Source organism: Marinobacterium profundum (assembly GCF_001528745.1).
Lineage (GTDB): Bacteria > Pseudomonadota > Gammaproteobacteria > Pseudomonadales > Balneatricaceae > Marinobacterium_A > Marinobacterium_A profundum.
Genome location: NZ_BCNS01000208.1, coordinates 37,679 through 52,847 on the forward strand (window position 1 = coordinate 37,679; position 15,169 = coordinate 52,847).

Here is a 15,169-nt window from a genome sequence, read left to right on the forward strand (position 1 = left end):
CGCTAAACTGATGCCCCCCTGTCAGCAAGGTACCCGGTGCGCCATGCAACGTTACTTTCCCATACTGCAATGGCTGCCCGGCTACAAACGCACTGACCTTGCGGCTGATCTGCTGGCGGCCGTCATCGTCACCATCATGCTAATCCCGCAGTCACTGGCCTACGCCCTGCTGGCAGGCCTGCCTGCCGAAGCCGGCCTTTACGCCAGCATACTGCCACTGATCGCCTATGCCCTCTTTGGCACCAGCCGCACCCTGGCCGTGGGCCCCGTAGCCGTGGTCTCCCTGATGACCGCCGCCGTAGTGGGACAAATCGCACTGCAGGGCAGTATCGGCTACCTCAACGCGGCCATCCTGCTGGCACTGATTAGCGGCCTGATGCTGCTGACCATGGGGCTGTTACGACTCGGGTTTGTCGCCAACTTCCTGAGTCATCCGGTGATATCGGGGTTTATTTCAGCCTCTGGCCTGATTATCGCCGCCAGCCAGTTACAGCATCTGCTGGGGGTTGAAGCCTCGGGGCACAACTTGTGGGAACTGCTGCAAAGCCTGTGGCAAAACCGCCACAGTATTCACGGTATAACGCTTACGCTTGGGGCCGGTTGCGTGATGTTTCTGCTGCTGGTACGCCGCTGGCTCAAACCCGCACTGCTGCGCCTCGGATGCCCGCTGCAGCTTGCCGACCTTATTGCCAAAGCCGGCCCTATAATCACCGTGATAAGCGCGACGGCCCTGACCGCCTGGCTAAACCTGGATACCCAGGGACTGCGAATTCTTGGAGCTGTGCCTGCTGGTCTGCCCGCCCTGACCGTTCCCTCCATATCGCTGACGCTGCTTGAGCAGCTGTGGGTGCCGGCACTGCTGATCAGTACCATCGGCTTTGTGGAGTCGGTCTCGGTGGCGCAAACCCTGGCCGCCAAACGCCGTCAGCGTATTGATCCAGACCAGGAACTGATCGGCCTTGGAGCCTGCAATATCGCCTCGTCGCTGTCCGGCGGCTTCCCGGTGACCGGCGGTTTTTCCCGCTCCGTGGTAAATTTCGATGCCGGTGCCGCCACCCCTGCCGCGGGTGCCTTTACCGCGGTCGGAATTGCGCTGGCGACACTCTTTCTGACGCCACTGATTTACTTCCTGCCACTGAGCGTACTGGCCGCCACCATCATGGTGGCCGTGCTCAGCCTGGTGGACCTTGGCGCCCTCCCGCGCACCTGGCGCTATTCGCGTCACGATGGACTGGCTCTGCTGGCGACACTGCTGGCAACCTTGATCACAGGCGTGACCTCGGGGGTTATCATCGGCGTTGTGCTGTCACTGCTGCTCTATCTGCACCGCACCAGCCGCCCCCACAGCGCCATTGTCGGCCGAGTCCCCGACAGCGAGCACTTTCGCAACGTAGAGCGCCACCAGGTTGAAACTGACCCTTCGCTCTGTATTCTGCGCATCGATGAAGGGCTCTATTTTGCCAATACCCGCTTTCTGGAAGACCGCATCTACGCCCAGATGGCGGCGCAGAAATCACTGCGACACCTGATTTTGATGTGTCCTGCGGTCAATCATATAGATGCCTCGGCACTGGAAGCACTGGAGGCCATTAACGCCCGCCTGCAGGACGCAGGCATTGAGTTGCACCTGAGCGAGGTAAAAGGGCCTGTGACGGATGCTCTGCGCAACAGCGACTTCCTGCAGCACCTGAGCGGGCGCATCTTTCTGAGCACCTACCAGGCCTGGCAGGCACTGAGCACAAGGGCTTAACTAGCCCGCAACCTCGTCACCGGCGGGTTCATGCTGTTTTTGCTGCTGAATCTGCCACAGGTGCGCATAGCTGCCGCCTTGCGCCAGCAGTGCTTCGTGGCTGCCCTGCTCAACGATGCGCCCCTCCTGCATGACTACAATATGATCCGCATCAACAATGGTGGACAGGCGATGGGCTATCACCAGACTGGTCTGACCACGGGAGACCTCGCGAATGGCCTGCAGAATACTGCGCTCCGAACGGCTATCCAGGGATGAGGTCGCCTCATCGAACACCAGAATAGGCGGGCGCTTGAGAATGGTGCGGGCGATGGCGACGCGCTGCTTTTCACCGCCACTGAGCTTGAGTCCGCGCTCTCCTACCAGGGTGTCGTGCCCGTTGGGCAGACGGGCGATAAAATCATCCAGATGCGCCAGCCGAATGGCCTCTTTCACCTCCGCTTCGGTAGCATCAATACGGCCATAGCGAATGTTTTCATAGATAGAAGCGTTAAACAGCACCGTATCCTGCGGCACTATACCGATGGCGCGGCGCAGCGAGTCCTGGCTCACCGAGCGGATATCCTGACCGTCGATCAGCACAGCCCCGGTGCCCACGTCGTAAAAACGGAACAACAGCTTTACCAGGGTAGACTTGCCGGAGCCGCTGGCCCCCACCACCGCCACCTTCTGTCGCGGCCGCACGCGCAGGTTGATGCCATTGAGTATCTGCCGGTCTGGGCCATAACCAAAGTCGACACCGCGAAACTCAATCTCGCCGCGGCTGATCTGCAGTGTTTTGGCATCGGCCGCATCCATGACCGCAGGCGTGCGGCGCATCAGGGCAAACATGCGCTCGATGTTGGCCAGGGAACCTTTCATTTCCCGATAGACAAAGCCCAGAAAATTCAGCGGCATAAACAGCTGCATCATGAAGGCATTGATCAGTACAAAGTCGCCCAGCGTCATGTTGCCCGCCACCACATTGCGCCCGGCCAGCACCATCATGGCGGTCATTGCCAGGCCAATAATCAGCGCCTGACCCCCATTTAGGGCAAAGAGCGTCAGGCGGTTCTTGCGCCTGGCCACTTCCCACTCTTCCAGATCACTGTCGTAACGGCCGGCTTCATAGCTCTCGTTGGTGAAGTATTTGACCGTTTCGTAGTTCAGCAGGCTGTCCACGGCCCGCGAATTGCTTTGTGAGTCAGCCTTGTTGGCGGCCCGCACATAACCGGTACGCCAGTCAGTGGCGACCACCGAATAGGCCACATAGGCCACCACAGCCACCAGCGTGATCACCGCGAACCAGGCCGAATAGTTGTAAAACAGCAAACCGATCACCAGGGCAATTTCCAGCAGTGTCGGCACTATGTTGAACACCATGAAACGCATCAGGAAACTGACGCCGGACACGCCGCGTTCTATATCCCTCGACAAACCGCCGGTGCTGCGATTAAGGTGAAAATCCAGCTCCAGCGCATGCAGATGGTTGAATACCGCCAGCCCAATACGACGCATGGCCCGCTCGGTTACGCGACCGAACAGGGTGTCGCGGATCTCGCCAAAGAGCACATTGACAAACCGCACCGAGCCATAGGCCAGCAGCAACCCCAGGGGCAGTGCCACCAGGGTGCCGGCACCGGCATCCATGGCATCCACTATATGCTTGAGAATAAAGGGCATGCCGACGCTGGCGACCTTGGCCGCCACCAGACAGCCCAGCGCCAGCAGAATGCGGCTACGGTATTCCAGCAGATAGGGTATCAGCGCCTTGAGGGTTTGCAGATTGATGCTGGAATCGTCCGCCTCCGGATGATAGGAGCGATGTTTCATGGCGCGGCCCTGCTGATGGGTGAAAAGAGTCTGAAGTCAGCCATCATACCCGCTGCGGCGCGCAGGCTCTGTAATAAGTAGCAGCATGAGTCAGGGGATTCATCAGGGAGTTGAGCTCAGGTCCCGTCACAGGAGCCCGGCAGGGTCAGTCACTGGAGGTTGCCTCATCCTGCGGGGACTGCCAGCCAATGCTCTGCCCAATCACATTCTCCAGCAGCGCGATCTCCCGCGACAGTTCGCGCGACAAGTTGATCATCATGAGGCCAAAGTCGGCGGGGAAAAGCGTATGCAGGTCGAAAAACAGCGCGCTGCCGACCTCCAGCACCACCACTTCCTCGCCTGCCACCGCGGTACCTGAACGGGCGTGCAACCCAATCATGCCATCGAAGCCCAGCAGCTCGCCGCGCTGAAAATGCCGCGTCAGTACATCCTGCCCCTCGGACTGCTTGTAGAAGCTCAGATCGCCGTGCAGCACCACATAAAACTCGGCCGCAGGATCACCGGCACGGTACAGCAGATCCCCCTGTTGCAACTGCAGCAAACGCCCACCGCAGAGCAAAAAGCGCACCGCCGCCTCGGACAGCGCACCAAAGGTTGAGAGGTCGTGAAAATAGGCTCGACCGAGCCACTCAGTGACAAAATCGACTTCCAGCGTTTTCATCAGCAAAATCCCGCAGGACCGAGCCTGTAAACAGCCCAGTGACAACCCTGACTATAGTGCCGAGCAGGATATGCCAGCAACCCCTGCACGCCTGTGGCTATGCACTGGCGCTCAGGGTTTATGCAAAGGTGTGCTGCTCTCAGGCGCGGCGCAGCTGCGCCGCCGTCAGAGTATTGCGCAGCAAACAGGCCACCGTCATGGGCCCAATGCCGCCCGGCACCGGCGTCAGGGCACCTGCTAGGGCGCTGACGGCAGCAAAATCAACATCGCCGACCAGGCGGGAACTGCCAGACTCGTCGAGCAGCCGATTGATGCCCACATCCAGCACAGTGGCGCCGGGCTTGATGTGATCCGCCGTAATCATGCCGGGGCGCCCCACCGCCACCACCAGAATATCTGCCTGGCGACACTCAGCAGCCAGATCACGGCTGCGTGAATGAACAATCGTTACCGTGCAGTTGGCATTAAGCAGCAGTTGGCCCATGGGTTTGCCGACTATATTGGAGCGCCCCACCACCACCGCCTTGAGACCGGACAGATCACCGAGACGGTCCTGCAGCAGCAACAGGCAGCCCAGTGGCGTACAGGGCACCAGTGACGGCTGACCAGCACTCAGACGCCCGACATTAACGGGATGGAACCCATCCACATCCTTGGCAGGATCAATCGCCTCTATCACCGCCGCCTCGTCCAGCCCGGCGGGCAGCGGCAACTGCACCAGAATGCCGTCGACGGATTCGTCCGCATTCAGTGAGTCGATCAGGGCCAGCAACTGTGCCTGGGTCGTGGTGACATCCAGCAGATGCGCAAAGGACTCAATACCGGCTTCTGCGGCCTGGCGCACCTTGGTCCGCACATATACCTGGCTGGCAGCATCTGAACCCACCAGCACAACCGCAAGGCCAGGCCGACGCCCCGTTAAAGCGCTGAAAGCCTCTGCCCCGATTTTCACCTGACCCCGTACCTGGGCGGCAAAAGCCTTGCCGTCAATCACGGCTGCCTGAGAGGTGGCCAGTTGCTGATGCTGTGCGAGTTCGCTCATCTGTTGTCCCCTTATGCTGCAGGTAGCTGTGGGTCCGCTAAGGCCCGCTGCCACCCGGCTTCTGTTCTAAAAAACGACGGTGCGCAGTCCGTTCTGAAACACGCGGCGGCGCACATGATACTTCACTGCGCGGGCCAGTGTCTGGGCTTCCATATCGCGGCCGACCTGAGTCAAGTGCTGCGGGTCATGGCCATGGTCGACACGCTCCACCATCTGCTCGATAATCGGGCCTTCGTCCAGGTCCCCCGTTACATAATGCGCCGTGGCACCGATCAGCTTCACGCCGCGCTCATAGGCCTGGTAATAGGGTTTGGCGCCCTTGAAGCCCGGCAGAAAGGAGTGGTGGATATTGATGCAGCGCCCGGCCAGTGCCGTGCAGAGCGTATCGGTCAACACCTGCATATAGCGCGCCAGTACCACCAGCTCGGTGCCAGTATCTTCAACCAGCTGCAACAAAGCGGCTTCCTGCTCGACCTTGTTGGCCTTGGTTACGGGCAGGTACACAAAGGGGATGCCCTCGCGCTCTGCCATGTAACGCAGATCTTCGTGATTGGACACTACCGCCGTAATCTCAATATTCAGCTCGCCGGTGGCACGGCGGTACAGCAGGTCGCGCAGGCAATGGTCATATTTGGAGACCATGATCAGCACCTTGGCAGGCTCGGTGGCGTCATGGATTTCCCACTCCATATCAAAGCGCAGTGCCGTAACCTCGAACGCCGCTTTCACCTGATTAACACTGGGCTTCTGACTACCTTCGAAAACGAACTCGATGGTCGAAAAAAATCGCCCCGTGTTCAGGTCATCGTACTGATGCAGTTCCTTGATAAAGCAACCACGATCCGCCATGAAGTTGCCAATGGCGGCAACGATTCCGACGCGGCCGGGGCAGGATACCCGGAGGATGTATGCGGGCTTGTCTTTCATTAGAGTTCTCGTTCTTTCTCAATACGTTAGAGCACAGCTGCACGCTGGGGCATAGTTCAGGCAGATCACCAACCATAATCAATCAGCCACCTGAAAAAAGCGCTTCGACACCCTGGCCACTCAGCATGGGGCTATGTTCAATGCACCCTTGCCGGCCCGGTACTGTATGACAGCAGTGATACCCTCAGCTATGCACTTATCAGCCGCCTATCTTACCAGCCCAGCGCCCGCGATAGTGATGGAGAACGAAGCCTTCCTGCGCCGCAGCGCACAAGAAAACCGGTTTTACGCATCAGCACGAAAAAAACCTGAAGTGTTTCGACTTCAGGCCTTTTTCGCCAGACCGATAACCCATAATTATCGATCTCTAAATACGGCCGTGGGGACAGGATTTGCACCTGTGACCTTCGCCCGGGGTCATAAAGAGCGAGCCCGACCAATTCTCCCAAAAAGCTGTGCCGGCAAACTAACCCAAACGTCGATTTGAACGAAAAAAGGCTGGAATCTTTCGACTCCAGCCTTCTCTCTAAATATGGTAGCGGGGACAGGATTTGAACCTGTGACCTTCGCTGCAGTTATGAAGAGCGAGCCCGACGCTTGGCTTTTGGCTTTTGGCTTTTGGCTTTTTCTGGAAAACAAAAAAGGCCTGAATCCTCTCGAATTCAGGCCTTTCTCAAGACAAATAACGATTTGCTATCTGACTTTTAAATATGGTAGCGGGGACAGGATTTGAACCTATGACCTTCGCTGCAGTTATGAAGAGCGAGACCGACGCTTTATGCCCTCACTGCTCAAAAACGAAAAAAGGCTGGAATCTTTCGACTCCAGCCTTCTCTCTAAATATGGTAGCGGGGACAGGATTTGAACCTATGACCTTCGGGTTATGAGCCCGACGAGCTACCAGACTGCTCCACCCCGCATCAACGTGGGCGTATAGTATAGAGGCCCAACCGCAAGCGCAACCCCTTATCCAACCGTAGCCCTCTTTAATTCGAAGGAATCCCTCAAAACCAACAATTTCATGATTTTAAACGAAAAACGGTCGCGACCTGCCCCGACGAGATTCTCCCCTAAACCAAGGCAGCAGAACCAGTCTTCAACCTGCGACCTTCGCTGCAGCGGTGAAGGGCGAGCCCGACGCTTTATGCCCTCACTGCTCAAAAGCAAAAAAAGGCTGCAATCTTTCGACTCCAGCCTTCTCTCTAAATAGGGTAGCGCGGACAGGCTTTGAACCTGTGACCTTCGCTGCAGTTATAAAGAGCGAGCCCGGCGTCTTCTTTGCTCCTCTACTAACGACAAATAACAAAAAAGGCCTGAAGCTTTTCAACTTCAGGCCTTTTTTGCAGAACTGATAACTTTCGATTACCAACTCTTGAATGTGGTAGCGGGGACAGGATTTGAACCTGTGACCTTCGCTGCAGTTATAAAGAGCGAGCCCGACGTCTTCTTTGCTCCTCTACTAACGACAAATAACAAAAAAGGCCTGAAGCTTTTCAACTTCAGGCCTTTTTTGCAGAACCGATAACTTTCGATTACCAACTCTTGAATGTGGTAGCGGGGACAGGCTTTGAACCTAAGACCTTCGCTGCAGTTATAAAGAGCGAGCCCGACGCGTTACGCTCTTGCTGCTCACCGCTCTGAAACGAAAAAGGCCCGAAATCTTTCGACTCCAGGCCTTTTTCGCAAGATTGATAACCGATGATTATCGATCTCTAAATATGGTAGCGGGGACAGGATTTGAACCTATGACCTTCGGGTTATGAGCCCGACGAGCTACCAGACTGCTCCACCCCGCATCAACGTGGGGCGTATAGTATAGAGGGCCCCACTGATGCGCAACCCCATTTGCCAATTTACCTGAAAAAACAGCAAATTAGCCCTATAGCAACAAACTTACTAGGCTTCCGGCTGATCGATACCGACGATAACCCAGTCAGCATTTTCAACCGACATGTCACGCTGCAGGTGCCAGACTTCACTGAACTCGGTGGTCTGATCGGATTCTTCCTTCAGCCAGCCATAGAAGTTGATGCTGGCCACCACGTGATCCTTGTTGTCGATAAAGCCCGCCAGCTCCGCCATCACAGACACCACCTCGGTGTTCTGCGCGCCCAGCTTGCCGCGTTCGGCCTGCAGTTCGGCGAAGAGTTCGGGAGACACGTAGCTGCGGATCTCATCCCAGTTCTGCTCATCCCAGCATTTTTGCAGATGGCTGAAGTGTTTCTGGGCACCCGCGACGAAAGCATCGCGATTGAACCACTGCGGCGTTTCAATTTCAGTGCTGCCAAGAGCCGCACCAAAACCGCCGGCCGGCGCAGCTGCGGGCCCTTCCTGGGCACTGGTACGCGCCATCGGCTCGCTGTAGGAAGTCGCTGCACGCTCCTGTACAGGCGCGCCACCCGCGCCGGCATAGGCCGGTGCGTTCTGGCGCCGGAACATGCCAAACAGCTTGAAGGCCGCAAAGGCCAGCAGCGCGATAAGCAGGAAGTCCATCATCTGCATGCCTTCAAAGGCACCACCCATGAACAGGGAGGCCAGCAAGCCACCGGCCAGCAGGCCGCCGAGCATGCCGCCAAAACCCGCCTTGCGCGGTGCAGCCCCAGGCGCAACCGCTTTCTGCTGCGTGGTTGGAGTAGTAGCAGTCGGCGTTGTGGTTTTCTTGGACGTAAAGAAGCTCTTGCCAATGCTGCTACCGCCGCCAAAGCGCTTGCCCGCGTCGGCCTCTGGCGTCAGCAGGGTAAAACTCAGAAAAACGGCAAACATGATGGTCATCAGCTTTTGCATGAAGGCTCCTTTGTTTTGGTCGGTCGCAGGTTACGCAGTGTATCAGTAACCACGGCTAGAAAAATGCCCCCGAATATTAGGGCTATGCCGATAAAATGAAAAGCCTGAACCTGCTCTCCAAGAAAGATTACCGACATCAGCAGCCCAAACAGCGGCATAAGATGGATAAACAGACCCGCCACCGGGGCCCCAAGTTCCGCAACACCGCGATTCCAGCACATATAAGCAAGAATTGACGGAAATATGGCCATGTAGAGCACCGTCGACCCTGTATGCAGCGAAAGCTCTGGCATACGCCCCTGGCTCAACTCCAGCAGCGCCGGCAACCAGAGCATCAGCGCCCCAATAGTGATGGTAATCCCCAGAAAAGCCATGCCACTGAGCTCAGCCGGCTTGTAGCGCAGCAGCACCGAGTAGAGCGCCCAGTCGGCCACGGCGGCAAATATCCAGAGGTCACCGCGGTTAAATTCAAGACTCAACAGGGTCTCGAGATTGGCCTGACTCAGCAGCACCAGCACGCCGCACATCGATAACGAGACCCCCACCCACTGGCGCCCGCTGACGGCGTGGCGCAGAAAGACCCGACTGATAATCAGAATCAGCACAGGAATCATCGAGTGCATCAGGGTGGTGTTGGTCGCAGTCGTGGTCTGCAGGCCGGTATAGATCAGGGTATTGAAGCAGGAAACGCCCAGTATCGAGAGCAGCAGTATGATGGGCCAATTGGCACGGATCACCGGCCATTCGCGCCTGATGCGCGGCAGCACAAAGGGCAGCAGAATCAGCATGGCCAGGGTCCAGCGCGAGGCAGCCAGGCTTACCGGCGGGAATTCCAGATGAATCGCCCGCGCCATGACCGAGTTTCCAACCCAGAACAGCACGGTGAACACCAGTAACAGATGAGCCATCAGCGCCTGCCTCCCAGGTTCAGCAGGCGCGACAGCAAGGTATCGCTGTTTTCCCGCCCCGTCAGCAGGTATTGCAACAGGTTGTAATTATTCACTGTCCACTCCATTTGATGCAGTGCTTCGCTCAAGCCACAAAACAAAATTTCATCACCTTCCTGCAACTCCCACAGCTCGCCCGGCAGCAAACGCACCTCGGCACCACGCCTATGCATCAGCGCCAGACAGGCCAGGCTGCGGGTACGATCCCGCGGATCCTTCATCAGGGTGCGCAGTTTCAGCGTCTGCTCGGGCTGGCACATCAGCAGTGCTGGGGTTTCTTCCGGACACAGCCGGATACCCCAACTATCCAGCTCCCGGTCCCCCACCACATGACTCATGCGATTGAGCAACACATGGGCCCAGACATCATCGTGCTCGCGCAGCATGCGTTCGATAAATACCGGTAACAACGGCGTTTTGATCTGCGCCAGAATGCGGTTGGCGATAATCCGACCGGGCTCCATCACAAAATCCGCGTGGGAATGCTGAAATACCAGATCGTTCTCGCCCAGATTCTGTCGCACCACCGTGATCAGCTTCGGGTTCAGCGCCCGTGCCGTCATGATGATCGAAAGGTTATCCGCATCGTGAAAGGTGCCCGCCACTAAACCCACGGCATCACTGATACCTGCATCCTGCAGCGTCACGGCCTCGGTGCCTATACCTCGCACCCGGTGCATTGGCGGTACCAAATTCTCACTGCCCTCATCGATCAGCGTCAACTCGACACCGGCCTTGCGGAAAGCTCCACAAAGTGCGCGACCAAAACGGCCATAACCGCAGATAATCCAGCGCCCTTCCCTGCGTTTGTTAACCGTCGCCATATGGCGGTGCAAGGGGTTGAGCAGCCAGTCATACACCAGATGGGTATAGGGGGCGTGGGTTGTCAGCACCAGATATTCGGCATAGGAGCGAAACGGATCCACCACCAGGTCGGTGCCAAAGGAGTCGAGATTGGCGGTGGTTACATCGGATTCAGTGCGGCTAATCACCATCCGTTCGGGCACCAGCACCTTACTGGCAATGGCAATGGCCAGGTTCGTCTGGTCCTCATTGGTCAGCGCCAGTACACCGATGCAGTGACGATGCCGCAACCCGGCATCGTGCAGCACATCGGGCAAAGAGGCATCAGCACACAGGCGTGGCACCCGAATCGACAGACCGTCCATCTCCAGGCCGTCGATACGCTCCTGTTTCAGATCCAGCACCACGGTGCGAATCTCCCGCGCCGCCAGCTTTTTCACCACCAGAGAGCCGGTAACACCGTAACCGCAGATCAGATAAAACGGTTCCCGTAACCGGCGCACCTCATTAACGAAAGACCGCCTGCGCATCAGGCGTCCGAAGGCCGGCTCCTGCAGCAACGTCAGCAGGGTACCAATGCTATACAACCAGGCGACGACAGTGGCGTAGATGCAGGCCAGGGTCCAGAAGCGCTGACCATCGGTAAAGGGGTAAGGCACCTCGCCAAAACCGATGGTCGACCCCATAAAGGAAACAAAGTAGAAAGCATGGAAAAAATCCATGCGCCAGGGCTGCCCCTGATCATCCTCTCCCGGGATCAGCACCAGCCCCAGCACCGACAACGCATAGACCACAATAAGCGTAATCAGCGGCGCCCGCAGTCGGCGCAGCAGTATATAAATGACATCGTTCATCGCGGCGCGCCTGTCAGCGCCGAACCATCACTGTCTCGACCACCAGCAGCACCACCGACAGAATATTGGCCATGAGCGCACCGCCCGACAGCGAGACCACACTGGCCAGAATCATCTCGTCGACACCCCCGCCCACCTGGGCGGCATAACCCCAGATAACCGCCGCGGCCACCAGCTGCAGATCCGCCACCAGGCTGGTCGCCAGCATCATGGCACCAACATGGGTCCGGTCGCCAAACTTCAGCACCGTGCAGATCAGGCTGATCACCAGGGCGGCATAGAGCTCGTATACATTGTGGTGATTGGGATTACTCGTATCACCGACAAAAAAACCGAAGTTCAGGGTCAGCGCCAGCACAATAAAGAAGGCAAAAATCACTTTCTCACGGTTCATGGAATTCCCTTGCGTGATCGAAAGGCCAGATAGATGCCTGATTGTATCGACTGTAGCCCGTTGCTGCCACGCGCGGTGTCGACCTGCCCACAGAATCAGCGGGTGTTGCCGCCCTGGCAGCTTGAGGCAGATGCAAGCGAACTTTGCACACCGGGTACAGTCACAAGGCTCACAACTCTGAGTGACAAGTCATATGCAGCCTCAGTAGTATGTTGACCCTGTTGCCGGCACCCAAGGATCCAGAGACACCATGAGACAAACGAACTTCGCCGCCCCCCTGCTATTGCTATTTTTCTGGTTGTTCAGTCTGCCGGCGCTGGCCCAGAGCCAAATCAGCGTCAGCCCCAACGACACCCGCGACTACCTGAACTTCACCCTGGACAACCAGCTCAAGGTGCTGGTGATATCAGACCCCGACACCGACAAGGCCGCTGCCTCGCTGGATGTGGATGTCGGCTCCAATGCCGACCCCAAAGCACGCATGGGGCTGGCGCATTTTCTGGAACACATGCTGTTTCTGGGCACCGAAAAGTACCCCGAGGCCGGCGCCTACCAGGCATTTATCCGCGCCAGTGGCGGCAGTCACAACGCCTATACATCCTATGAGAACACCAACTATTTCTTCGATGTCAGCGCCGAGAACCTGGCACCGGCGCTGGATCGTTTCTCGCAGTTCTTTATCGCACCGCTGTTCGATGAAACCTACGTCGACCGCGAGCGCAATGCCGTCAACTCCGAATACCAGAGCGGCCTGCGTGATGACGGCCGGCGCATCTGGAGTACCTACAAGCGCCTGACCAACCCGCAGCACAGCTTTAGCCAGTTCAATGTCGGCAACCTGGATACCCTGTCCAACGACGAACCCGGCGCGTTGCGCCAGGATCTGCTCGACTTCTACCTGCGTTACTACTCCGCCAATCTGATGACACTGGTGGTGCTGGGCCGCGAACCCGTCACAGAACTGCGCGCACTGATCGAGGCCCGCTTTGCCGACGTAAAGAATTTTGATGCCGCTCCCTTTCGCGACATGGCACCGCTCTATACGCCCGGTACCCTCCCGGCAAAGCTGGATATCCGCACCCTGGATGATACCCGCGAGCTCAGCCTGAGCTTTCCGCTGCCGCCGGCCAAGGACTACTGGGCGCAAAAGCCGCTGTACTACCTGTCGAGCCTGATCGGCTATGAAGGCCAGGGCAGCCTGCTATCGGCCTTAAAGGCCCGGGGCTGGGCCAATGAGCTGGGCGCGTCCCAGGGCATGGACCTGCCCAACGCCTCATCACTGGCGGTCAATATTGATCTCACCGAGCAGGGCTTTGAGCACTACGAAGAGGTAACAGCGCTCTTTTTCAGCTACATACGCCTGCTGCGCCAGAGCGGTATCGACGAGCAGCTCTTTGCCGAAGAGCGACAGCTCAACGCCACCCGCTTTCGTTTTGTCGAACCCAGCTCCCCCGTGCACTATGTGCGCCAGCTCGCCCGCGGACTGCAGGAATACCCGGCCGCACACATACTGGATGCAGGTTATGTATTTGCCGACTTCGACGCCGAGCTGATCCGCCGCTTTCTGGCACAGGTGCGCCCGGACAACATGCAGCTTACGCTAAAGGCACAGGATCTGGACACTGACCAGATTGACCCCTGGTACCAGACTGGCTATCGCATTACGCCGCTGGCCGATGCCCAGCTGTCACAGTGGCGCCGCAATCCTGCGGGCGACGACAGGCTGAGCATCCGTGCGCTCAATCCCTATCTGGCACAGGATCTGGAGCTTAAGCCCCTGGCACTAGCTGCCAGCAACCGACCCCAGGCGTTACTGTCCCAGTCAGGACTGGAACTGTGGCACCAGCAAGACAGTGAATTTCGTATCCCCAAGGCCGACTTTTACTTCTCGCTGCTGTCACAGCCCGCCAATGCCGATGCCACCGGCGCCGTACTGACAGCGCTCTATACCCGCATGGTGAACGACCAACTCAACGAAACCCTCTACGACGCAGCGCTGGCAGGACTCTCGGTAAACCTGTATCCGCATATGAAAGGTATCAGCGTGCGGGTATCCGGCTACAACGAGCGCCAGCCGGTATTGCTTGATGCCTTGCTACAGGCCATGGTCAAGCCGCAACTGGATACCGACCGCTTTGAGCTAATCCGTCGCCAGTACGCCCAGGAGTTGGCCAACGAGCGCAACGACACACCCTATAGCCAAACCACCGGGGAACTTTACAACCTGTTGCTGCCACAGTGGTCCAGTGAGCAAAAACTCACGGCACTGCAGTCAGTTACGCGCACGCAGTTACAGAACTTCGTCCCCCGCTTGCTGGCCAGCACCCGCCTGCGGGTACTGTCCCACGGCAACCGTCAGGCCGATGAAGCCCTCGCCATGGCGCAAACCGCCAACCAGGTACTGCGCCGCAACGCAGAACTGGCGGAGCCCGCCAGCATCGACGTCGTACAGCTAAATCCTCTGGAGGCGCTGGTACAGACGCTGAAGCTGGAGCACGAAGATTCCGCCGTCACCCTTTATCTGCAGGGACAAGATACCGACTTAGGTACTCGCGCCGCCTATATGCTGCTGGGAGAGATGTTGTCGTCGCCGTTCTACAACGAACTGCGTACCGAACAGCAACTGGGCTATGTCGTTTTCGCAAGTTCAATGTCGCTGCTGAATGTACCTGGACTCGCCCTGGTGGTGCAGTCACCGGTCGCAGACCCATTGACACTGGAGCAAAAGATGGGGCAGTTCCTGGACGATATCCAGCCACTGTTCAGCCAGCTCGATGCCGTCTCCCTGGACGAAGTGAAAGCCAGCGCCCTGTCGCGTTTGCTGCAAAAGGAAACCAGCCTGAGCCAGCGCAGTGGCCGCTACTGGCAGGAGCTCGATCGGGGAGAACTGGGTTTTAACAGCCGCGAGCAACTCGCCGCCGCCATAGAAGCCCTCAGCGTTGCGGATCTGCAGCGCCAGTTCGCCACGCTTTCCGAACGCAGCCTGCTGGTGAGAAGCTTTGGCAAGAGCATTCGCACCGAATTCGAGACCCTGGAAACCAACAAACGCGCCGATACCGCAATCAGCGCACTCAAGGCCGCGGATGCCTATGTGCCGGGCGCCTGATTGCGCATAGCGGTTATCTGAAAAGTGGCTCGTGACTATTAACCCGGTGGACAAATAGGTTCCCTTCCTATTTGTCCGTCACGCCAGA

The 15,169-nt window shown here is 57.8% G+C and carries 10 protein-coding genes and 2 tRNA genes; 2 read left to right on the plus strand and 10 right to left on the minus strand.

The genetic code is table 11. From position 1 onward, the window contains the following. Nucleotides 1-43 precede the first annotated feature (43 nt). Nucleotides 44-1,750 carry a SulP family inorganic anion transporter gene (locus MPRO_RS23405; RefSeq protein WP_067298732.1) on the plus strand — a complete coding sequence of 569 codons (1,707 nt, stop codon included), beginning with the start codon at nucleotides 44-46 and terminating at the stop codon, nucleotides 1,748-1,750. Here MPRO_RS23405 and MPRO_RS23410 read toward each other — a convergent pair whose 3' ends face one another. The 10 genes from MPRO_RS23410 to MPRO_RS23460 form a co-directional block, all read right to left on the minus strand. Continuing rightward, a complete protein-coding gene (locus tag MPRO_RS23410; protein ID WP_067298733.1) occupies nucleotides 1,751-3,562 on the minus strand; it encodes an ABCB family ABC transporter ATP-binding protein/permease in 1,812 nt (603 codons plus the stop codon). Between the two features lie 145 nt (nucleotides 3,563-3,707). Further along, complete coding sequence (locus MPRO_RS23415; RefSeq protein WP_067298734.1) at nucleotides 3,708-4,223, minus strand: cyclic nucleotide-binding domain-containing protein; 516 nt, start codon at nucleotides 4,221-4,223, stop codon at nucleotides 3,708-3,710. A gap of 139 nt (nucleotides 4,224-4,362) precedes the next feature. After that, the gene (gene folD / locus MPRO_RS23420; RefSeq protein WP_067298735.1) at nucleotides 4,363-5,265 is read right to left on the minus strand and encodes a bifunctional methylenetetrahydrofolate dehydrogenase/methenyltetrahydrofolate cyclohydrolase FolD; all 903 of its coding nucleotides are present in this window, start codon (nucleotides 5,263-5,265) and stop codon (nucleotides 4,363-4,365) included. A gap of 66 nt (nucleotides 5,266-5,331) precedes the next feature. Next, complete coding sequence (purU, locus tag MPRO_RS23425) at nucleotides 5,332-6,192, minus strand: formyltetrahydrofolate deformylase (protein ID WP_067298736.1); 861 nt, start codon at nucleotides 6,190-6,192, stop codon at nucleotides 5,332-5,334. Nucleotides 6,193-7,035: 843 nt separating this feature from the next. Then, a tRNA-Met gene (locus tag MPRO_RS23435) sits at nucleotides 7,036-7,112 on the minus strand. A gap of 799 nt (nucleotides 7,113-7,911) precedes the next feature. Then, nucleotides 7,912-7,988 (minus strand) — tRNA-Met (locus tag MPRO_RS23440). 100 nt (nucleotides 7,989-8,088) lie between these two features. Then, nucleotides 8,089-8,976 carry a Tim44 domain-containing protein gene (locus MPRO_RS23445; protein WP_067298738.1) on the minus strand — a complete coding sequence of 296 codons (888 nt, stop codon included), beginning with the start codon at nucleotides 8,974-8,976 and terminating at the stop codon, nucleotides 8,089-8,091. Next, a complete protein-coding gene (locus MPRO_RS23450) occupies nucleotides 8,964-9,884 on the minus strand; it encodes a DMT family transporter (RefSeq protein ID WP_067298739.1) in 921 nt (306 codons plus the stop codon). The genes MPRO_RS23445 and MPRO_RS23450 overlap by 13 nt, the downstream gene beginning before the upstream one ends. Further along, nucleotides 9,884-11,581, minus strand: coding sequence for a potassium channel family protein (locus MPRO_RS23455; protein ID WP_067298740.1), 1,698 nt, complete (start codon nucleotides 11,579-11,581; stop codon nucleotides 9,884-9,886). The genes MPRO_RS23450 and MPRO_RS23455 overlap by 1 nt, the downstream gene beginning before the upstream one ends. Before the next feature lie 13 nt (nucleotides 11,582-11,594). Next, nucleotides 11,595-11,975, minus strand: a complete 381-nt coding sequence (locus MPRO_RS23460; protein ID WP_067298741.1) for a DUF6394 family protein — start codon at nucleotides 11,973-11,975, stop codon at nucleotides 11,595-11,597. Nucleotides 11,976-12,225: 250 nt separating this feature from the next. On the opposite strand from MPRO_RS23460, the gene MPRO_RS23465 reads away from it, so the two are divergent. Further along, entirely contained in the window at nucleotides 12,226-15,081 is a 2,856-nt protein-coding gene (locus MPRO_RS23465) for an insulinase family protein (RefSeq protein ID WP_067298742.1), read from the plus strand. Nucleotides 15,082-15,169 lie beyond the last annotated feature (88 nt).

Excerpts from the sequence above, each read along its gene's own strand:
- MPRO_RS23405 (WP_067298732.1), top strand. The coding sequence starts at position 44 with ATGCAACGTTACTTTCCCATACTGCAATGGCTGCCCGGCTACAAACGC.
- MPRO_RS23410 (WP_067298733.1), bottom strand. The coding sequence starts at position 3,562 with ATGAAACATCGCTCCTATCATCCGGAGGCGGACGATTCCAGCATCAAT.
- MPRO_RS23415 (WP_067298734.1), bottom strand. The coding sequence starts at position 4,223 with ATGAAAACGCTGGAAGTCGATTTTGTCACTGAGTGGCTCGGTCGAGCC.
- folD (WP_067298735.1), bottom strand. The coding sequence starts at position 5,265 with ATGAGCGAACTCGCACAGCATCAGCAACTGGCCACCTCTCAGGCAGCC.
- purU (WP_067298736.1), bottom strand. The coding sequence starts at position 6,192 with ATGAAAGACAAGCCCGCATACATCCTCCGGGTATCCTGCCCCGGCCGC.
- MPRO_RS23445 (WP_067298738.1), bottom strand. The coding sequence starts at position 8,976 with ATGCAAAAGCTGATGACCATCATGTTTGCCGTTTTTCTGAGTTTTACC.
- MPRO_RS23450 (WP_067298739.1), bottom strand. The coding sequence starts at position 9,884 with ATGGCTCATCTGTTACTGGTGTTCACCGTGCTGTTCTGGGTTGGAAAC.
- MPRO_RS23455 (WP_067298740.1), bottom strand. The coding sequence starts at position 11,581 with ATGAACGATGTCATTTATATACTGCTGCGCCGACTGCGGGCGCCGCTG.
- MPRO_RS23460 (WP_067298741.1), bottom strand. The coding sequence starts at position 11,975 with ATGAACCGTGAGAAAGTGATTTTTGCCTTCTTTATTGTGCTGGCGCTG.
- MPRO_RS23465 (WP_067298742.1), top strand. The coding sequence starts at position 12,226 with ATGAGACAAACGAACTTCGCCGCCCCCCTGCTATTGCTATTTTTCTGG.